This window comes from Catenuloplanes japonicus, from assembly GCF_000717135.1.
GTDB lineage: Bacteria > Actinomycetota > Actinomycetes > Mycobacteriales > Micromonosporaceae > Catenuloplanes > Catenuloplanes japonicus.
In genome coordinates this window covers 138612-157233 of sequence record NZ_JNXY01000026.1, presented here as the reverse complement: position 1 = coordinate 157233, position 18622 = coordinate 138612, and the positions used below count along the sequence as shown (strand labels likewise).

Annotated in this window: 17 protein-coding genes and 1 tRNA gene; 5 read left to right on the top strand and 13 right to left on the bottom strand. The window is 71.3% G+C overall.

Going from position 1 to position 18622, the window contains the following annotated elements:
* Positions 1-401: 401 nt before the first annotated feature.
* The 3 genes from OP04_RS32490 to OP04_RS32480 all read right to left on the bottom strand — a co-directional run bounded on the left by OP04_RS32490 (position 402) and on the right by OP04_RS32480 (position 3124).
* Positions 402-1382 carry a ribose-phosphate diphosphokinase gene (locus OP04_RS32490; RefSeq protein WP_033343711.1) on the bottom strand — a complete coding sequence of 327 codons (981 nt, stop codon included), beginning with the start codon at positions 1380-1382 and terminating at the stop codon, positions 402-404.
* Between the two features lie 77 nt (positions 1383-1459).
* On the bottom strand, positions 1460-2938 hold the full coding sequence (gene glmU, locus OP04_RS32485; RefSeq protein WP_033343710.1) for a bifunctional UDP-N-acetylglucosamine diphosphorylase/glucosamine-1-phosphate N-acetyltransferase GlmU: 1479 nt from the start codon (positions 2936-2938) through the stop codon (positions 1460-1462).
* 114 nt (positions 2939-3052) lie between these two features.
* Positions 3053-3124 (bottom strand) — tRNA-Gln (locus OP04_RS32480).
* Positions 3125-3262: 138 nt separating this feature from the next.
* Here OP04_RS32480 and OP04_RS32475 point away from each other — a divergent pair.
* On the top strand, positions 3263-3943 hold the full coding sequence (locus OP04_RS32475; protein WP_033343709.1) for a TetR/AcrR family transcriptional regulator: 681 nt from the start codon (positions 3263-3265) through the stop codon (positions 3941-3943).
* A 939-nt stretch (positions 3944-4882) separates the two neighbouring features.
* On the opposite strand, the gene OP04_RS32470 is transcribed toward OP04_RS32475, so the two are convergent.
* The 7 genes from OP04_RS32470 to OP04_RS32440 all read right to left on the bottom strand — a co-directional run bounded on the left by OP04_RS32470 (position 4883) and on the right by OP04_RS32440 (position 11091).
* Positions 4883-5338, bottom strand: coding sequence for a DUF4383 domain-containing protein (locus OP04_RS32470; RefSeq protein ID WP_051799437.1), 456 nt, complete (start codon positions 5336-5338; stop codon positions 4883-4885).
* A 169-nt stretch (positions 5339-5507) separates the two neighbouring features.
* A complete protein-coding gene (locus OP04_RS32465) occupies positions 5508-5951 on the bottom strand; it encodes a hypothetical protein (RefSeq protein ID WP_033343707.1) in 444 nt (147 codons plus the stop codon).
* A 115-nt stretch (positions 5952-6066) separates the two neighbouring features.
* Positions 6067-7869, bottom strand: coding sequence for an ABC-F family ATP-binding cassette domain-containing protein (locus OP04_RS32460; protein ID WP_033343706.1), 1803 nt, complete (start codon positions 7867-7869; stop codon positions 6067-6069).
* A gap of 18 nt (positions 7870-7887) precedes the next feature.
* Complete coding sequence (locus tag OP04_RS32455; RefSeq protein ID WP_033343705.1) at positions 7888-8838, bottom strand: 4-(cytidine 5'-diphospho)-2-C-methyl-D-erythritol kinase; 951 nt, start codon at positions 8836-8838, stop codon at positions 7888-7890.
* Positions 8839-8951: 113 nt separating this feature from the next.
* Positions 8952-9797, bottom strand: a complete 846-nt coding sequence (gene rsmA, locus OP04_RS32450) for a 16S rRNA (adenine(1518)-N(6)/adenine(1519)-N(6))-dimethyltransferase RsmA (protein WP_033343704.1) — start codon at positions 9795-9797, stop codon at positions 8952-8954.
* 225 nt (positions 9798-10022) lie between these two features.
* Positions 10023-10208 carry a DUF397 domain-containing protein gene (locus OP04_RS32445; RefSeq protein ID WP_033343797.1) on the bottom strand — a complete coding sequence of 62 codons (186 nt, stop codon included), beginning with the start codon at positions 10206-10208 and terminating at the stop codon, positions 10023-10025.
* Positions 10204-11091, bottom strand: a complete 888-nt coding sequence (locus tag OP04_RS32440; protein ID WP_033343703.1) for a helix-turn-helix domain-containing protein — start codon at positions 11089-11091, stop codon at positions 10204-10206. The genes OP04_RS32445 and OP04_RS32440 overlap by 5 nt, the downstream gene beginning before the upstream one ends.
* Before the next feature lie 333 nt (positions 11092-11424).
* Here OP04_RS32440 and OP04_RS53800 point away from each other — a divergent pair, with 333 nt between their 5' ends.
* The 3 genes from OP04_RS53800 (at position 11425) to OP04_RS32430 (ending at position 12442) form a co-directional block, all read left to right on the top strand.
* A complete protein-coding gene (locus OP04_RS53800) occupies positions 11425-11709 on the top strand; it encodes a hypothetical protein (protein ID WP_157240677.1) in 285 nt (94 codons plus the stop codon).
* The gene (locus tag OP04_RS32435) at positions 11703-11969 is read left to right on the top strand and encodes a hypothetical protein (protein WP_033343702.1); all 267 of its coding nucleotides are present in this window, start codon (positions 11703-11705) and stop codon (positions 11967-11969) included. The genes OP04_RS53800 and OP04_RS32435 overlap by 7 nt, the downstream gene beginning before the upstream one ends.
* Positions 11970-12064: 95 nt before the next feature.
* Positions 12065-12442 carry an SDR family NAD(P)-dependent oxidoreductase gene (locus tag OP04_RS32430; protein ID WP_085066932.1) on the top strand — a complete coding sequence of 126 codons (378 nt, stop codon included), beginning with the start codon at positions 12065-12067 and terminating at the stop codon, positions 12440-12442.
* Between the two features lie 7 nt (positions 12443-12449).
* Here the strand turns inward: OP04_RS32430 and OP04_RS32425 are convergent, their stop codons facing one another.
* Positions 12450-13298, bottom strand: a complete 849-nt coding sequence (locus OP04_RS32425; RefSeq protein WP_051799448.1) for a TatD family hydrolase — start codon at positions 13296-13298, stop codon at positions 12450-12452.
* 44 nt (positions 13299-13342) lie between these two features.
* Positions 13343-15391: a PAS domain S-box protein gene (locus tag OP04_RS32420; RefSeq protein WP_033343700.1), complete on the bottom strand. Its 2049-nt coding sequence runs from the start codon at positions 15389-15391 to the stop codon at positions 13343-13345.
* 108 nt (positions 15392-15499) lie between these two features.
* On the opposite strand from OP04_RS32420, the gene OP04_RS32415 reads away from it, so the two are divergent.
* Positions 15500-16786, top strand: a complete 1287-nt coding sequence (locus OP04_RS32415) for a hypothetical protein (RefSeq protein WP_033343699.1) — start codon at positions 15500-15502, stop codon at positions 16784-16786.
* Between the two features lie 5 nt (positions 16787-16791).
* On the opposite strand, the gene metG is transcribed toward OP04_RS32415, so the two are convergent.
* The gene (metG, locus tag OP04_RS32410) at positions 16792-18588 is read right to left on the bottom strand and encodes a methionine--tRNA ligase (RefSeq protein ID WP_033343698.1); all 1797 of its coding nucleotides are present in this window, start codon (positions 18586-18588) and stop codon (positions 16792-16794) included.
* Between the last annotated feature and the right edge of the window lie 34 nt (positions 18589-18622).

Sequence of the window (18622 nt, the reverse complement as noted above, 5' to 3'; positions counted from 1 at the left end):
TCGTCGGGCTCGTGTGCGATGCTCACCCGATCTGGACCGGATGAAGTGGCTGCGGTGCCGGGCGAGAGGGGCGCGCTGGGCGCGGGGCCCTAGGCTCTCGAACGAGCCCGGAACACCGCGTCGATCACGATGCCTCCATGCGGCCAGTGCTTCGTCAGCAGCGGCCCGCAGGGCACCCTCGCCGTGGCAACCTGACCAGTCTACCCACGGCGTTTCGCCACCCCGACGTGACCCCCGCTCCTCCGCACCCTCCGGCTGGTCACAGCCGCCGAGCGCCACAGGACTCCGTCGCCGGTCGGGGCTACCCGACCGGCGACGGTCCTACCGGAGCTTCCGCTCACCAGTTGACACCATCAGCCACAAACGGCGGAGGGTTTTCAGCAGGAAAAACGGGGCGAAACCTAAGAAAGACCACCGAACAGCGTGGTCACCGAGCCGTCGTCGAAGACCTCGCGGATCGCGCGCGCCAGCAGCGGCGCGATCGACAGCACGGTGATCTTGTCGAGCGTCTTCTCGGTCGGCAGCGGCAGCGTGTTCGTGATGACGATCTCGCTGATCGGACCGTTCTTGAGGCGCTCCGTGGCCGGGTCGGACAGCAGCGCGTGCGTCGCCGCCACCACGATGTCCGCCGCGCCCTGCTCGTGCAGGATCTCCGCGGCCTTCGCGATCGTGCCGCCCGTGTCGATCATGTCGTCGACGATCAGGCAGACCCGGCCCTCGACGTCGCCGACCACGCGGTTCGCCACCACCTGGTTCGGCTTCAGCGGGTCGCGGGTCTTGTGGATGAACGCCAGCGGGCAGCCGCCCAGCCGGTCCGTCCAGCGCTCCGCGACGCGCACCCGGCCGGAGTCCGGCGCGACCACGGTCATCGGGCGGCCCTCGTACTTCTGCTCGACGTAGGACGCGAGGATGTCCATGGCGAACAGGTGGTCCACCGGGCCGTCGAAGAAGCCCTGGATCTGCGCGGTGTGCAGGTCCACGGTGAGGATCCGGCTGGCGCCCGCGGTCTTCAGCAGGTCCGCCACCAGCCGGGCCGAGATCGGCTCCCGTCCGCGGTGCTTCTTGTCCTGCCGCGCGTACGGGTAGAACGGCAGGACCACGGTGATCCGCTTGGCTGACCCCCGCTTCAGCGCGTCCACCATGATCAGGGTCTCCATGACCCAGCGGTTCACGCCCTCGGTGATCGACTGGACGACGAACGCGTCCGAGCCCCGGACCGACTCATTGAACCTGACGAAGATCTCGCCGTTCGCGAACTCGTACGAGTCCGACGGCGTCGGTGCGATCCCCAGAGTCTTACCGATCTCCTGCGCGAGCTCCGGGAACCCCCGGCCGCTAAAGAGCATCAGGCTCTTACGGTTCTCCGCGACGATGCTGCCCATCGGCGTAACGCTCCCCGATCGAGGGTGTGTGGTCACCAGCGGACATCATCGTCGCCAGCAGATGCAGTATCTCCCCGTCAGCTACCCGATCCATCGGGGTCCGCAACCTCGTTAGAAGCCTCACCCTGGCTTGCGCGCGCCCTGCCTGCGGCTTCGGCTGCCGCGGTGCCCGCCCGCCGGCGCTCCACCCAGCCTTCAACATTGCGCTGACGTGCCCGGGAGACGCCCAGCGCGCCCGGCGGGACGTCCTCGGTGATCGTGGAGCCGGCCGCGGTGTACGCCCCGTCCCCCACCGTGACCGGCGCGACGAACGTGTTGTCCGACCCGGTGCGGGCGTGCGAGCCGACCGTCGAGCGGTGCTTCTTCACGCCGTCGTAGTTGACGAAGACCGTGGCCGCGCCGATGTTGCTCTGCTCGCCGATGGTCGCGTCCCCGACGTACGACAGGTGGGGCACCTTGCTCCCGGCGCCGATCTCCGAGTTCTTCGTCTCGACGAACGTGCCGACCTTCGACTTCTCGTGGAGCGTGGACTTCGGGCGCAGGTACGCGTACGGCCCGACGCTGGCCCGTGCGCCGATCACCGACTCCACCGCGTGCGCGCGCAGCACGGTCGCGCCCTCGCCCACGCTCGTGTCGATCAGCGTCACGTCCGGCCCGACCGTGGCGCCGGCGGCCACCGACGACGTACCCCGGATCTGGGTGTTCTGGTCGATGACCGCGTCCGGCGCGACGCTGGCCGTCACGTCGATCCACGTGGTCGCCGGGTCCAGGATCGCGACGCCGGCGCGCATCAGCGCGGTGTTGACCCGGTCGCGCAGGCGGGCGCGCAGCCCGGCCAGCTCCACCCGGTCGTTGCAGCCGAGCGTCTCCTCCGCGTTCGCCGCCACGTGCACGCCGACCGGCTCGCCGGCGGCCGCGAGCAGCCCGAACACGTCGGTCAGGTACTCCTCGCCCTGGTCGTTGTCGGTGGAGAGCTTGCCGAGCGTGGTGCGCAGCGTCGCGGCGTCGAACGCGTAGATCCCGGCGTTCACCTCCGCGATCAGCCGCTCGGCCGCCGACGCGTCCCGCTCCTCGACGATCCGCTCCAGCCCGCCGTCCGCGGCCCGCACGATCCGGCCCAGGCCGGTCGGGTCCGCCACGGAGGCGGCCAGCACGGTCGCGGCCGCACCGGCGCTCTCGTGCGCCTCGATCAGCGCGGACACGGTCTCCGCGCGCAGCAGCGGCACGTCGCCGTTGAGCACCACCACGGTGCCGGTCAGCTCCGCCTCCAGCGACTCCAGCGCGATGCGCACCGCGTGACCGGTGCCGTTCTGCTGCTCCTGGCGGACGGTCAGCGCGGCCGGCGCGATCTCGGCCAGATGATCCGGCACCGCGCTCCCGCCGTGGCCCACGACCACCAGCGTGCGGTCCGCTCCGGCGGACGTGGCGGCGGCCAGCACGTGGCCGACGAGCGTGCGCCCGAGCAGCGGGTGCAGCACCTTGGGAAGGCTGGATTTCATCCGCTTGCCCTCGCCGGCGGCGAGAACGATGACGGTGCGGGACCGGGCCTGGCTCACGAGGTTGCTCCGATTCAGGCGGTAGCGGGGTGCGGCCCCATGCTAGGCCAGAAGGCGCGGGCGGGCCGGACTTCCCCCAGTCGCCAATCGGACGACGACCTCGTTCGTGCACAGCTCGGCCGCTAGGACTCGAACCTAGAATGTCGGGACCAAAACCCGAAGTGTTGCCAATTACACCACGGCCGATCGCGATGCCCCGTCAGCCTAGCGCCTCACGCCACCGGTACGGAATCGACATTACCGGCGCACGCCGAACGCCTTTCCCGCCGTGACGCCGGTCGCCTCGGACCGATCAGATCCGGCCGCTCCTGGCAGGATGGCAGGATGGCCGACGACACGCAGAGCAATCACGCACGTGACCATGCGCGTCCGCCCACGCCCCCGAAGAGCGCCCGCGTGCGGATGTCCGCCGCTCAGCGCCGCGAGCAGCTCATCATGATCGGCCGCCAGCTCTTCGCCGAGCGCGGCTTCGACGCCACCTCCATCGAGGAGGTCGCCGCCCGCGCCAAGGTCTCCAAGCCCGTCGTCTACGAGCACTTCGGCGGCAAGGAGGGCCTCTACGCCGTCGTCGTCGACCGCGAGGTCCGCGCGCTGCTCGATCGGATCACCACCGCGCTCACCGCCGGCCACCCGCGCGAACTGCTCGAGCAGGCCGCGCTCGCGCTCCTCGACTACATCGAGGAGGAGACGAACGGCTTCCGCGTCCTCACCCGCGAGTCCCCGCTGCTCTCCGCCGCGGGCAGCTTCTCCAGCGTCATGAACGACGTCGCCCACCAGGTCGAGCACATCCTCGGCGCCGAGTTCAAGTCCCGCGGCTACGACCCCAAGCTCGCCGAGCTCTACTCCCAGGCGCTGGTCGGCATGGTCGCGCTGGTCGGCCGCTGGTGGCTGGAGGTCCGCAAGCCCCGCAAGGAGACGGTCGCCGCCCACCTCGTCAACCTCTCCTGGAACGGCCTCTCCAACCTCGACGCCAAACCCACCCTCATCACCCGCCCCGGCAAATAATCCACTCCTGCCCGCGAACCACCCCGAAACGACCCCAGAGCCCGATCTTCCCGCTTCCGGCGTGGTCCAGCCCGTTCGCTCCCGCGGGCAAACCTCCCGGCGTTCGGAAGACTCCGCTGGCGCTCCGCTTCCGATCGCCGGTCGGAGCCGGTCCCGTCGTTGGTCCCGCAACCCCACGCGCCTCCGCCGGCCTCACGTCCGCGGAGGCGCCGCCATCCCGCGGCCCACGATCGACGTGAGGCGACCGGCCGGTGCAGCACCCTCCGCACCGCCGGAAGTCGCACCACGTCAAGATCCGCACACCAAGATCCGCCACACGCCGCCGGCCAGGCCCTTTCCGCCAGGCTTTGCTCTGCTTACCTAAACAAATCGGGCGAAACGGCCGGTCGGCGAATCGGGTGATTTCACACCGCGGCATCTAGGTAAGCAGAGCAAAGGGCGCGGGAAGCGGGGGTTGATCTTGTCCATGGGCACCGGCTCCGAGCGACGAGCGGAGCGCCGGAGAGACCGGCACGAGGTGTGCCCGCAGGAGCAGCGACCCGTTGCCTCATTCGCGATGAGCACGCTGCCGCACTGAAGCCCGTCCGCGCCCTCGCCGCGCAGAGCACCCCGCGCCCCCGCCACGCAGAGCACCCGGCGCCCGCCGCGCAGAGCACCCGAGGCCCTGCCGCACAGAACACCCGGGCGTCCGATACCGGATATTTCATCTCATGGCGCCCGCGCGCGGAACGCGACGGGCCTTGATCAACGGTCGTAGGTACGTTCTCCACGCTTCGACGCACTCGAAGCGTGGAGAACGTACCTACCGCCATGATCACGACCGGAGTCCACCACCGGCCTACGGCACGAAAGCCACAAGACAGGCTGCCCCGCCCCGAGAGAGCGCGCACGAAGAGTGAACCGACGGAAGCGGACCCGCGGCGATCGCGACCCGGTTCGTCAGGGTTTTGCGGGGACCACGCGATTGTGGCGGAAGGCGTCCTCGGTCTCGGGGGAGCCGGGCTTGTCGTAGAGGCCGGCGGTGAGGATGAGCGTGCCGATGACCATCGAGACGATGACGTTGACCATGGACCAGTTGAAGATGTTGGCGTCGGTGCGCATGACCGCGATCCCGGCCAGTCCACCGGCCAGCAGCGGCCAGCTGCCGTAGTAGTTGATCCGGTGGCTGAGCTCGCCGCCGACGATGTAGCCGGCCACCAGGATCGCGCCGAGCAGGATCGAGAGCAGCGAGAACGCCATGTTGGTCTTGAGCCAGAGCGCCCAGATGCTCTCCCGGGAGAAGAACGACTCACCGCTGGAGGCGATCGCGCCCATGATGCCGAAGGCCAGGATAAAGACGCCGCACAGGCCGGAGACGGCCCGGTAGAACGGCCGTAGCGGGTGGTTGATCGGCATGTGAGCCACTTCGCCCACGCTCCTCGCGCGCTTGTCCGTCATGGATGCGGTGTTTCCCGCGCGGCGCGCGGTGACACCTCGGCTCCATAGTTCCCCACTACACCTGCGTATATGCACAAAACCGCCCAAGGTACCCGGGGCACCTTGGGCGGTCGGTGAAGCGGAAGCGTCAGTGCGAGGTCGCGACGGCCCGGCCGGCCGGGGCGCTGCGCGCGTAGAGGCCGGCGGTGATCAGCAGCGTGCCGACCACGAACCACACGATCGTGGTGTTGACCGTGTGGTTGAGCACGTTCGCGTCCGTGCGGACCACGGCCAGGAAGAACATGCCGACGACCAGCAGCGCCCAGCCGAGGTACGTGAACGCGAGCGTGTCCGCGTTCCGCCCGATCACGGTGCCGAGCACGACCAGCGCGCCGATCACGATCGCGAACAGCGAGTTCGCCAGGTTGGTGCCCTGGCCGAGCACCTCACCGACGCCGATTCCCAGCGGCGGCTCGCCGCCGGTCGTGATCGCGCCCAGCACACCGAACACGATCATGTAGAGCCCGCTCAGGCCACCGACGATGCGGTAGATCGGCCGCAGCGGGTGGTTGACGGGCATGTGCGACGCCATGGTCCTCAGCCTCCAAGGGGGGCGCACGCCGGTCGCACGCCGCGATCATCCGAACCGAGATTGTGACGCACGTGGCCGCCGGGGCGGCAGGAGCCCCGGCGGGACGCGGTCCAGCTCACGCGTCGCCGAGTTTGTCGGCGAGTTCCAGCCAGGCCTCCTCGGCCTCGGCCATCTCCGCCTGAACCGCCTTGAGCTGCGCGTCCAGCTCGGAGATCTTGGCGTAGTCGGTGGCGTTCGCGGCGAGTTGCTCGTGCAGCTGCGCCGACTTCTGCTCCAGCCGGGCGACCGTACGCTCCAGCTTGCCCAGCTCCTTCTTCCCGGCACGCGCGTCGGCGGCGGAGAGCGTGGAGGACGGCGCGGCCGCGGTCTTCGTGGACGTCGTCGACGAGATCGTGGCGGTCTGGACCGAGCCGATGCGCTGCAGATATTCGTCGATGCCGCCCACCAGGTGGGTGATCGCGCCGTCGCCGAGCAGGCCGTACGCGGTGTCCGTGACGCGCTCCACCAGGTACCGGTCGTGGCTGGCCACGATCAGCGTGCCCGGCCAGGTGTCCAGCAGGTCCTCCAGCGAGGCCAGCGTGTCCGTGTCCAGGTCGTTGGTCGGCTCGTCGAGGAGCAGCAGGTTCGGCTCGCCGGCCAGCAGGCGCAGCAGCTGGAGCCGCCGTCGCTCGCCGCCGGAGAGGTCGGAGACCGGGGTCCAGAGCCGCCGGTCGGTGAACCCGAAGACCTCGGCCAGCTGGGACGCGGAGAGCTCCCGGTCCCCTAGCTGGACGCGCCGGGCCACCTCCTCGACCGCTTCCAGCAGGCGCAGGTGGCCGGGCAGCTCGTGCAGTTCCTGGGAGAGGAACGCGGCCTTCACGGTCTGGCCCCGGCGGAACGTGCCGGACGTCGGCGACGTGATGCCGGCCAGCAGGCGCAGCAGCGTGGTCTTGCCCGCGCCGTTCGCGCCGAGCAGCGCGATCCGGTCGCCGGGGCCGATCCGCCAGGTGACGTCGTCCAGGATCGTCTTGGGGCCGGCGTGCAGCGTCACGTTCTCCAGGTCGTAGACCTGCTTGCCGAGGCGGGACGTGGCCAGCCGGGTCAGCGACACCGAGTCGCGGGCCGGCGGCACGTCCGCGATCAGCGCGTTCGCCGCGTCGATGCGGAACTGCGGCTTGGAGGTACGCGCGGGCGGCCCGCGCCGCAGCCAGGCGATCTCCTTGCGCAGCAGGTTCTGCCGGCGGGCCTCGGTGGCGGCCGCGACGCGCTCACGCTCGGCACGGGCCAGCGTCCACGCGGCGTACCCGCCCTCGTAGGCGCGCACGGTCTGGTCCGCGACCTCCCAGGTGGCGGTGCAGACCTCGTCCAGGAACCAGCGGTCGTGGGTGACCACGATCAGCGCGCCGCGGCGCTTGAGCAGGTGGGCGGCGAGCCAGTTGACGCCGGCCACGTCCAGGTGGTTGGTGGGCTCGTCCAGGATCAGCAGGTCGGACGTGCGGATCAGCAGCGCGGCCAGCGCGACCCGGCGGCGCTCGCCACCGGACATCGGGCCGACCGGCTGGTCCAGGCCGAGGTGCGGCATGCCGAGCCCGTCCAGGACCGCGCGCACGCCGGCGTCGCCGGCCCACTCGTGCTCCGCGCCGAAGCCCTCGTCGAGCCAGGCGGTGCCGAGCACCACGTCCCGGACCGAGGCCTCGGCGGACAGCTGGAACGTCTGCGGGAGCGTGGCCACGCGCAGGTCGCGGCGGTGTGTCACGCGGCCCTCGTCCGGCTCCTCCTGCTTGGTCAGCATGCGCAGCAGCGTGCTCTTGCCCGCGCCGTTCAGACCGACGACGCCGATGCGGTCGGTGTCCTCCAGCCCGAGCGAGACGTTGGTGAGCAGCGCGCCCACGGCGCCGTAGCCCTTGGAGACACGGTCGAGATTGACCAGGTTCGCCATAACTCCCCAGATGATTTTTTACAGAATGCGGGCGCCGGGAACCGGTCCGTACGCGGGGCCGGCGGCGCGGCAGAGGCCGGACGCCTCGATCTCCGCGGTGAGCGATTCCGCGTGTGCGGCGTCGCGGGCGAGGAACAGGCAGGTCGGGCCGGAGCCGGAGACCAGGCTGGCGCAGGCGCCGGCGGCGAGGCCGGCCTTGAGCAGGTCGGCCAGGGCCGGGCGGAGCGAGACCGAGGCGGCCTGGAGGTCGTTGCCGAGTGCCGCCGCGAGCACGGCCGGGTCCCGCTGCCGGAGCGCGGCCAGCAGCGCGTCCGCGCTGCCGATCGGCTCGGGGCCGTCCAGCCCGGCGCGCAGCCGGTCCAGCTCCCGGAACACGTCCGGCGTGGCGAGGCCGCCGTCCGCGACCGCGACCACCCAGTGCCACGAGTTCGGCCGGACCAGGACCGGGCTGATCGTCTCGCCGTGGCCGGTGCCGAGCGCGGTGCCGCCGTAGATCAGGAACGGCACGTCCGAGCCGAGCGTGGCCGCGACCTCGGCCAGTTGGTCACGGGAGAGGCCGATGCCCCAGAGCGCGTCGCAGGCGACCAGCGCCGCGGCCGCGTCCGCGCTGCCACCGGCCAGGCCGGCCGCGAGCGGGATCTGCTTCTTCAGGTGCAGTCGCGCGTGGGCGGGGACGCGGGCGTAGTCGGCCAGCGCCTGCACCGCGCGGATGATCAGGTTGGTGCCGTCCAGCGCGAGCGAGCCGGTGCCCTCGCCCTCCATGGTGAGGCTCAGCGTGTCGCCGCGCCGCGCGGTCAGCTCGTCGTAGAGCGAGATCGCCTGGTAGACCGTGTTCAGCTCATGGAACCCGTCCTCGCGCAGCGGCCCCACGCCGAGGTGCAGGTTGATCTTCGAGGGGACGCGGACCCGCACCGGGCCCGGCATCGCCATCCGGGGACGGTCGTCCTCCGGTCTCCAGGCCTCCGTCACCGATCGGCGCCCCGGCCCGGGACGGCGCTCATGCCCGCCGTATTGATCATCGCCGTCCACCTCCTCGTCGTCCGCTCGGCTGGGCGCAACTCTACCGCCACCGGCTTCCGGGGTTAGGAACCCGCCGCGGCCGCGATCGCGATGAAGCTCTCCACGTCCAGCTGCTCGCCCCGGGCCCGCGGATCCACGCCCGCGGCGGCCAGCGCCTTCTCGGCCCGGTCCGGTCCGCCGGCCCAGCCGGCCAGCGCGGCGCGGAGCGTCTTGCGGCGCTGCGCGAACGCGGCGTCCACCACCGCGAAGACCTTCTCCCGGGGTACGCCTCCGCGCGGCTGCTCCCGCCGGGTGAACGCGACGAGGCCGGAGTCCACGTTCGGGACCGGCCAGAACACGTTCGGCGGGACCTTGCCGGCGGCCCTGGCCGTGCCGTACCAGGCGAGCTTCACCGAGGGCACGCCGTAGATCTTGGAGCCGGGGCCGGCGACCAACCGGTCCGCGACCTCCTTCTGCACCATCACCAGGCCGCTGCGCAGGCTCGGCAGCGTGGCCAGCAGGTGCAGCACGACCGGGACCGCCACGTTGTACGGCAGGTTCGCGACCAGCGCGGTCGGCGCCGGGTCGGGCAGCGTGGTGACCTTGAGCGCGTCCTGCAGGTGCACGGTGAGCCGGTCCGCCCGGCCCGGCAGGCGCTCCGCGGCGGTCTGCGGCAGTCGCGCGGCGAGGACCGGGTCGATCTCCACGGCGTGCACGTGACGCGCGACGCCGAGCAGGCCCAGTGTGAGCGAGCCGAGCCCGGGGCCGACCTCCAGCGCCACGTCGTCCGGGCCCAGGCCGGCGGCCGCGACGATGCGGCGGACCGTGTTGGGGTCGTGGACGAAGTTCTGCCCGAGTTTCTTGGTCGGCGACACGCCGAGGCCCGCCGCCAGCTCGCGGATCTCCGCGGGGCCGAGTAGTCCGTCCATAAGGCGAGATCCTAGGGCGTGTTCGGTGGATCCGCGTCGAGCCGAGGCGAGGTCCAGGTTTCGTCTGGGTGTGCGGCGCGGGCGCCCTCATCCTGGGTGGATGTGGGTGTTCGCGCCGTGCGCCCAGGCGGAAGCCGGGCCACGCCGCAGGCCGGCGCGGATCCACCGAACACGCCCCAGGGCGCTCCCCCGCACCGACCTCGGGGGAGCGCCCTGGAGGTGGAGCTAGCGCGCGTGCCGGAGGCTCGTGGTGAAGGCGCGCCACGAGCCGGGCGAGAAGGCCAGGACGCCGCCGGCCGGGTCCTTGGAGTCACGGACGGCGACGAAGGCCCCGAGGTTGTCCGCGACCTCGACGCATTGGTTCGCGCCGCTTCGGCTTGACTTGCGCCAGCGAGCGCTCGACGAGTCAATCACTGCGATTCAACTCCCCTATAAGTCTGTCGATCAAGACCGCTGAATCACTCTCACTCAGCGCCGATCCGGTAAGGCTAACCCAAACTTCTTCATAGGCGGATATCTCTTGGCTTTTATCGAGATAGATCGCCCCTGTGAGTGATTCGCTGTAGACCGTTGGAGGTTCTCTTCGCTCATTTCCCTCGGATGGAAATTCCAGAATCGTGAAAGCACCGGCCGCGGAGGCCCGATGCAGGCCGCCCGAAAGAGGGAGGATGCGGATGGATATGTGCGGCTGCTCGCCGGCCTTCTGGAGGTACGCCAGCTGCCGTGCCATCACGCCCGGCGGGCCCGGGTCGCGGCGCAGCACGGTCTCGTCCACTATCGCCTCCAGCGTCGGCGGCTCCGGGAACGGCCGGGCCAGCAACGCCTGCCGCTCCGCGCGCAGATCCACCCGCCGGCGGCGCTCCTCGACGCTCATCCCCGGCTGGTCGGCCCGGATCGCCGCGTCCGCGTAGCCGCCGGACTGCAGCAGGCCCGGCACCAGCGACGGCTCGTACATGCGCAGGCGGGACGCGGCGGCCTCCATGTCGACGTACATCTCGAACCAGCGCGGGACCACGTCACCGTACGAGTGCCACCAGCCCTTCGCCTTGGTCTCCCGTGCCAGCGCGACCAGCGCGTCCGTCATCTCGGCGGACGCGCCGTACCGCTGGCAGAGCACTTTCACGTCGGCGCCGCGCACCGGCACCGCGCCCTTCTCGATCCGCCACAGCTTCTGGATGGAACACTCCAGCTCCGCGGCGGCGGCCTTGACCGTGACTCCGGCCTGCTCCCGCAGGCGTCGCAGGTATCGGCCCAGCTGACGGCGGGGGACCGTCGATCCGGGTTCGGCGTCCACTCGCTCTCCTCCGCTCATGGAATGCTCGGTGTTCCATCATGGAATGCCTACCGACCGATCAAGGCGAAAGTCAATGGCGGACGGCGATTTCAGGCCATGGAATATTGCACCGTCGGTCCTTAGCCCAAATGATTGGACGGCGCGGCCCGGTCCCGGGCCGCCGACGTCGACTGCCGCGGCCGGGCGGCACTGCGACGGGGAAGCGACGCTGCCCCGTTCGTGCCAGTCCGGGAGGTGTGCGGTGTCGTTCGGGCGAAGATGCGTGGATTCACGTTTGCCGGGTGCGCGGCGAGTCCTATTCTCAGCGGGCGCCCGCCCGCCGGTGCCGGCAAGATGAATGAATTTCGAACGAGCCCGGCCGGGACCGGGGCTCCGGCCGTCCGGCACATTCCGGATGCGTGCTGGCAGTGTGCGCGCTGCCGGTCCGAATGGCCGTGCGAGACGTACAAGCGGACCGCGTTGCGTGACTACCGCCGCAACCGGGTCGCGCTGGCCATGCTGATGGCGACCTACCTGCACCGGTTCGCACGGGACCGGCCGGCCGCGGAGTGCGTCCGGGCCGGCGCGCGGTTCCTGGGCTGGTGCCGGACCCGGCGCCCGGGGCGTGCGGCATGGTGACCCCGCACACCCGCCGGCACGCCCCGGCCGAGCCGCTCGTGGGCGAGACGCTGCACCTGCGCGAGCAGGACTACCGGTTCGGCGTGGGCGCGCTGGTCGCCACCGTGTCGTTCGTGGTGGACGAGGTGTATTTCGACAACGAACCGTGGTGGCACATCCGCGCCTGGTGCCGTCGTGCGCCGTCCGACCCCGGCGCGCAGCGTGAGCTGTACGTGCGCGCCCGCTCGGTCCCGTCCGCCCGCCACCCGGGGTGGGCCTAGCGTCAGCCCGCGGCGGTGTGGAGCACGTACCAGTGGCCCCGCTCGGTGTCCTGCAGGATCTCGTTCTGGAAGGCCAGCCAGCCACGGTCGGGGTGATGCGGGTGCTTCACGCCGGACCGCTGTTTCGACACCTCGCCCCGGACCAGTGGTCGAGGGCACGGGCCGGCGCGGTGGGCTCGCTGACCACCGTGGCCGACCCGGGCTTCCCGTTCCGGGCCGCGTTCGAACCGATCTACGCGGCGTCGAAGTCCGCGCTGAACGCCGTGACGCTGTCCATGATGATCGAGACGGAGACCACCGGCATCAAGGTCAACCTGGTCTCGCCGGGGTTCGCGCGCAGTGCGCTGACCAACTTCGAGGGAACCGACACGGTCGAGGACGCGGCCCGGGAGATCGTGCGCGTCGCCCGCCTCGGGCCGGACGGGCCGGGTGGCACGTTCACGCTCTGGCCCGGCGTGGACGTGCCGTGGTGACGGCCCGCTAGGCCCAGGGCCCGAACACCCGCTCGCCGTTCGCGGACACCGCGGCGCACAGCGCGTCCAGGTCCCGGCCCGTGGTCGCGGCGAGCGCGCGCATGGTGAGCGGGATCAGGTAGGACGCGTTCGGCCGGCCCCGGTACGGCGACGGCGTCAGGTACGGCGCGTCCGTCTCCACCAGCAGGTGCTCCGGCGGCGTGATCCGGGCCGCCTCGCGCAGGTGCTCCGCGTTCTTGAACGTCAGGGTCCCGGCGAAGCTGAGCAGGTATCCGCGGCGCACGCACTCGGCCGCGAAGGCCGCGTCGCCGGAGAAGCAGTGCAGCACCACGGTGTCCGGCGCGCCCTCGGCGTCCAGCACGCGCAGCACGTCCGCGTGCGCGTCCCGGTCGTGGATCATGAGCGCCTTGCCGTACCGCTTGGCGAAGCCGATGTGCGCGCGGAAGCTCTCCTCCTGCGCGGCCCGCCCCTCGTCGCCGGTCCGGAACGTGTCCAGCCCGGTCTCGCCGATCGCGCGGACCCGGTCCTGCGCGGCCAGCGCCTCGATCTCGCGCAGCGCCGCGTCCAGGCCGGCGCCGAGCCGGGGCGCGTCGTTCGGGTGCAGCGCGACCGCGGCCAGCACGGACGGGTGCTTCGCGGCCAGCTCCGCGCCCCAGCGGGAGGACGCCACGTCCACGCCGACCTGCACCAGCCGGTCCACGCCGGCCGCGGCCGCGGCGTCCACCAGCGCCTGAACCGGATCGGCACCGGAGTCCGCGCCGGGCACCCCGGCCTCGTGCACCGTGATGTCCAGGTGGGTGTGGCTGTCCAGCACCGGGACCGGCAGCGGGTCCGGTGCGTCCGGGAACTCGCCCATCCGGCGGGCGTCGGTCTTCTGACGGCTGTTCACGACCGTCAAGGCTAGCGACGGGTGCCGAGCGCCTTCGCCACGGCCGTGAGCAGGCTTTCCCGGTTGAACGGCTTCTGGATCAGCGTGCTGTCCTCGTCCAGGTGCCCGCGCGGGTTGAGCACGCCGGCCGTGTAGCCGGACATGAACAGCACGCGCAGGTCCGGGTAGAGCTCGCGCATCTGCTTGGCCAGCTCCGAGCCGGTCATGCCGGGCATCACCACGTCGGTGAGCAGCAGGTCCGGCCGCGCGCCCGCGTGCAGGTGCGAGACGGCCGCGGCCGGGTCGGTGGCGACCGTGACCGTGTACCCGGCGGGCTGCAGCAGGTAGCGGACCAGCTGGGCCAGCTCCGGCTGGTCCTCGACCACGAGCACGTGTCCCTGGCCGCGCAGGTTCTCCACCGGCGGCAGGACCGGCGGCTCCTCGGTCGTCTCCTTGGCCGGGAGGAAGATCTTGACGGTGGTGCCGATGCCCAGGTCGGAGACGAGCCGGATGTGGCCGCCGCTGTTGTGCACGATGCCGTAGACCGTGGCCAGGCCCAGGCCGGCCGCGCCGCGCGCCTTCTTCGTGGTGAAGAACGGCTCGAACGCGTGCGAGCGGGTCTCCTCGTCCATGCCGCTGCCGGTGTCCGAGACGGCCAGCACCACGAACCGGCCGGACGCCTGCGCGTCCTCCAGCCCGCCCGGGTCGATCTCGGTGTTGTGCGCCTCGATGGTGAGCCGCCCGCCCTTGCCCATCGCGTCCCGCGCGTTGACCGCGAGGTTCGCCAGCGCCTGCTCCAGCTCGCCGCGGTCGGCCTGCACCGCCCACAGATCCTCGTCGATCTTGACGCGCAGGTCGATGTGCTCGCCGAGCGCGCGGGTGAGCAGGTCGCGGGCGCCGTCCAGCAGCTCCGGCACGGAGACGGTGTGCGCGTTCGGGCTGCGCCGGCCGAACGCCAGCAGCTGGTGGGTGAGCGCGGCGCCGCTGGCCGCGGCCCGCATGATCGACTGGGACATCGCCTCGACGTCGGAGTCCGGCTCCGCGTCCGAGGCCAGCACCTCGGCCGAGCCGGCGATCACGGTCAGCAGGTTGTTGAAGTCGTGCGCGATGCCGCCGGCCAGCTGGCCCAGGCTGTCCACCCGGCGCAGCTGGTCCAGCTGGCGCTGCATGTCCCGGGCCGCGATCCGCTCGGTGATGTCGCTGACCAGCGCCAGCGAGCCGACGATCTCGTCGTCCTGGCCGAACAGCGGCGCGGCGGACATCTGCACCCAGAGCGCGGTGCCGTCCGCCCGGATCAGGCGGCACTCGTACACCTCGGAGCGGCCCTTCTGCCTTTCCTCCAGCCGGCGGGCGAGCCGTTGCTGGCCGTTGTTGTCCAGGAAACCCCGGACCGACAGGCCGGACAGCTCCTCGCGCTTCAGCCCCAGCATGCGGGCCATCTGCGCGTTCGCGAACGTGGTCACGCCGTTGCGGTCGAACTGCCAGACGCCGTCCAGCGTGGTCTCGACGATGTTGCGGTAGCGGTCCTCGGACGCGCGCAGCTGCGCGACCGAGCGCGCGGCGACCAGCGCGGCCGAGGTGTGCTCCGCGATCGTCCGGGCCGTCTCCACGTCCGCGGCCACGTACGTCGCGTCCGGCGAGGTCCGGGCCAGCGCCAGGTAGCCGAGGAACGCGCCGTCCCCGATCAGCGGGCAGGCGAGCACCGCGGAGATCCGCGCGCCGGCCAGGTTCGTCCAGTGCTGCGGCGGCGCGAGCTGCTGGAACTCCTGCTGGGCCATGGAGCTGAAGACGATCGTGGCACCGGCCCGGAGCCGGTTCAGGTGCCCCTGGTCGACCCGGTCGCTGAACCCGCCGAGGAACTCGCCGAGCATCTCCGGGCCGTCGTGCGTCCGGTGATGGGTGATCATCGGGCCGAACCGCCCGTCCTCCCGGACCAGCCGGATCCCGCCGCCGTCCCCGACGATCCGGGCGGCGGCCTCGGTGGCGATCTCGAGGACCGACTCCACGCGCGTGCATGCGGCCATCAGCGCGGAAGTGAGGTCCGTCAACGCATCGTGGGTGATTCGCGCCGCGGTCTCCATGAAGACACTATCCGCTGGTCAACGGCCTCCCCGTGGCAGAACGAGGAACCTTGCTCGCGTCACCTTCCGTTCACCGGTCGTCTACCATGCGACAGTAGGTTGCGGCGAGTGAGCGTGTTCCCCGAAGCCCGTAACACCAACGACGCTCCGACGGGTCTCCGCGTCGGCTTCAAGGGATCCTTCTACCCGGCCGAGCAGATCGCCCGTGGCGCTGCCTTCGAGCTGTTCAGTGCCGTCGACGCCGACGGTTTCCGCCGCACCTCGCGCAGCAGCGCCCCCGCGCCCTTCCACCGGTTCGTGCACGCCTCCGAGGTCGAGGGCGTCAGCGTCGGCGGTCACGCGCAACCCGGTCTCGGCGTGCTCGGCGACGGCACGCCGGAGGACCCGCTGGACGCGCCGCTGATGGTCCCGCTGTCCCGGGGCATCCGCTGGTCCGAGGTGCACCGGGCGTCGCAGTCCCCGGCGTACCGGGACGATCCGATGCTGGCCGGCATCCGCCGCACCGCCGCGATCCGCCGCGGCACCCGGATGGTCAAGATCCTCTCCCCCGGTCAGCTCGCCGGCTACCTGCGTGGCTGGCTGCCCTACGGCTTCTGCTACCGGGAGTACGACGTCGCCCACCTGCGCACGCCGGCCGACCTGGCGCTGCTGCGCACGGACGGCGAGGCCGGCCGCGGCGTGCCCGACGTCGTCTACGCGCTGCGCTGGCGGGCGAACTCGCCGGACGACTACGAGATCCCGGCCGGCGGCGAGCAGGCCGGCCTGAGCACGGTCCCGCCGCACGACCGGATCGGCGCGCCCGTGCTCGGCACCGGCTTCACGCCGAGCGAGCGGCACCTGATCCCGGAGTTCGTGACGAAGGACCTGGCCGACCTGCCGATGCCGGCGAACGCGGCACTGATCGCGTACACGGCCGAGGGCGCCGAGGTCGTGCTCTACACCTACCAGCCGGAACAGCGCGGCTGGCTGCGCATGGTCGGCCCGCAGTGGCGGCACCTGGTCACCGGCGTGCCGGAGATCCCGCCGGACCAGGAATATCTCCCGGTCGGCGACGCCGTGCGGTCCACGATCCTGGTCGGCACCTACGGCGAGCGCGAGTACGAGGCGATAGCGGACCTGCCCGGCGGCTTCCGCGTGCTGGCGATGACCCGCGCCGCGCGCTACGCGGTGGAGAACGCGAGCCGCCGTGCCGCGTTCGCGCGCTGGCGCGGCGTCTACTGCCAGGTGCTGCACACCGACTCCGGCTGGACGCGGCTGCGCCTGGCCCGGCCGGACGCGGACGCGATCTCCAGGCTCGGCGCGCAGTGCTACGAGCGCGGCATACACGAGGTGTGGGCGCCGGCGGGCGAGCTCACCGATCACGAGACCGTGACCGTGGCCTACCCGCCGGCCTAGAAGTCCTAGCCGCCCAGGCGGGCCAGCTCCTCCTCGATGATCACCGGGTCGAGCTTGCGGAAGACCGGCTTCGGCGCGGCCAGCGGCGTGCCGGCCGTGATGCCGGCCGGCTCCCAGGTCGCCCCGACCGTGTAGTCACCGGTGAGGATCGGGTACGACGGGCCGCCGTCCAGATCCTCGACCTCCTCGATCCGCGGCTGCGGCGCGTGCACGCCCTCGCCGCCGAGCAGCTCGTGGATCTTCTGCGCGGAGTGCGGCAGGAACGGCGTGAGCAGCCGGTTGCAGTCGCTCACCGCCTGCAGCGCCACGTGCAGGACGGTGCCCTGCCGCGGCTTGTCCTCCTCCGCCTTCAGCTTCCACGGCGCCTGGTCGGAGAGGTACTTGTTGACCTCCGCGACGATGCGCATCGCCTCGCCGATCGCGGCCTTCTGCCGGTGCTTGGCGAGCAGCCCGCCGACCGACTCGAACCCGCCGCGCACGGTCGCCAGCAGCGCCTCGTCCTCGGCCGTCGGCGCAACGGCTTCCGGGATCACGCCGAAGTTCTTCGCCGCCATCGAGATGGACCGGTTGACCAGGTTGCCCCAGCCCGCCACCAGCTCGTCGTTGTTGCGGCGGAGGAACTCGGCCCAGGTGAAGTCCGTGTCGTTGCTCTCCGGGCCGGCGGCCGCGATGAAGTAGCGCAGCGCGTCCGCGTCGTACCGCTCCAGGAAGTCGCGCACGTAGATCACCACGGACCGGGAGGAGGAGAACTTCTTCCCCTCCATCGTCAGGTATTCGCTGGAGACCACCTCGGTCGGCAGGTTCAGCCGGCCGTAGGAGCCGGCCTCGCCGCCGCGGTCGCCCTCGCCGGAGTAGCCGAGCAGCAGCGCCGGCCAGATCACCGAGTGGAAGACGATGTTGTCCTTGCCCATGAAGTAGAACGCGGACGCGTCCTTGCCCTCGCCGTCAGCGGACCACCAGCGGCGCCACGCCTCCGGGTCGCCGGTGCGGCGCGCCCACTCCACGGACGCGGACAGGTAGCCGATCACCGCGTCGAACCAGACGTAGATCCGCTTGTCGTTGCGGTCCTTCCAGTCGGCCAGCGGGATCGGCACGCCCCACTCGAGGTCGCGGGTGATCGCGCGCGGCTGCAGGTCGTCGACCAGGTTCTTGGAGAACCGCAGCACGTTCGGCCGCCAGCCCTCGCGGGCGTCGAGCCAGGTGTTCAGCGCCTCCACGAAGCCGGGCAGGTCGAGGAAGAAGTGCTCGGTCTCGACGAATTTCGGCGTCTCGCCGTTGATCTTCGACTTCGGGTTGATCAGATCGGACGGATCCAGCTGGTTCCCGCAGTTGTCGCACTGGTCGCCGCGCGCGCCGTCGTACCCGCAGATCGGGCAGGTGCCCTCGATGTAGCGGTCCGGCAGCGTGCGACCGGTGGACGGCGAGATCGCGCCCAGCGTGGTCCTGGAGATGATGTAGCCGTTCCTGTGCAGCCCCTCGAAGACCTCCTGCACCACCGCGTAGTGGTTGCGCGTGGTGGTGCGGGTGAAGAGGTCGTAGGAGAGGCCGAGGCCGTGCAGATCCTCCACGATCACCCGGTTGTAACGGTCCGCCAGCTCGCGCGGCGTCACGCCCTCCTTGTCCGCCTGGACCTGGATCGGCGTGCCGTGCTCGTCCGTCCCCGACACCATGAGCACGTCGTGACCGGCCATCCGCATGTACCGGCTGAAGACGTCGGAGGGCACCCCAAAGCCGGAAACGTGACCGATGTGGCGCGGGCCGTTGGCATATGGCCAGGCAACCGCCGCGAGAACGTGACTCATAGCGGTCAACTGTAGTGACCCACCCCGGCTCGCC

Excerpts from the sequence above, each read along its gene's own strand:
- OP04_RS53800 (WP_157240677.1), top strand. The coding sequence starts at position 11,425 with ATGAATGAATTTCGAACGAGCCCGGCCGGGACCGGGGCTCCGGCCGTC.
- OP04_RS32475 (WP_033343709.1), top strand. The coding sequence starts at position 3,263 with ATGGCCGACGACACGCAGAGCAATCACGCACGTGACCATGCGCGTCCG.
- OP04_RS32430 (WP_085066932.1), top strand. The coding sequence starts at position 12,065 with ATGCGGGTGCTTCACGCCGGACCGCTGTTTCGACACCTCGCCCCGGAC.
- rsmA (WP_033343704.1), bottom strand. The coding sequence starts at position 9,797 with ATGGACGGACTACTCGGCCCCGCGGAGATCCGCGAGCTGGCGGCGGGC.
- OP04_RS32470 (WP_051799437.1), bottom strand. The coding sequence starts at position 5,338 with ATGCCGATCAACCACCCGCTACGGCCGTTCTACCGGGCCGTCTCCGGC.
- metG (WP_033343698.1), bottom strand. The coding sequence starts at position 18,588 with ATGAGTCACGTTCTCGCGGCGGTTGCCTGGCCATATGCCAACGGCCCG.
- OP04_RS32435 (WP_033343702.1), top strand. The coding sequence starts at position 11,703 with ATGGTGACCCCGCACACCCGCCGGCACGCCCCGGCCGAGCCGCTCGTG.
- OP04_RS32420 (WP_033343700.1), bottom strand. The coding sequence starts at position 15,391 with ATGGAGACCGCGGCGCGAATCACCCACGATGCGTTGACGGACCTCACT.
- OP04_RS32425 (WP_051799448.1), bottom strand. The coding sequence starts at position 13,298 with ATGGGCGAGTTCCCGGACGCACCGGACCCGCTGCCGGTCCCGGTGCTG.
- OP04_RS32460 (WP_033343706.1), bottom strand. The coding sequence starts at position 7,869 with ATGGCGAACCTGGTCAATCTCGACCGTGTCTCCAAGGGCTACGGCGCC.
- OP04_RS32465 (WP_033343707.1), bottom strand. The coding sequence starts at position 5,951 with ATGGCGTCGCACATGCCCGTCAACCACCCGCTGCGGCCGATCTACCGC.
- OP04_RS32490 (WP_033343711.1), bottom strand. The coding sequence starts at position 1,382 with ATGGGCAGCATCGTCGCGGAGAACCGTAAGAGCCTGATGCTCTTTAGC.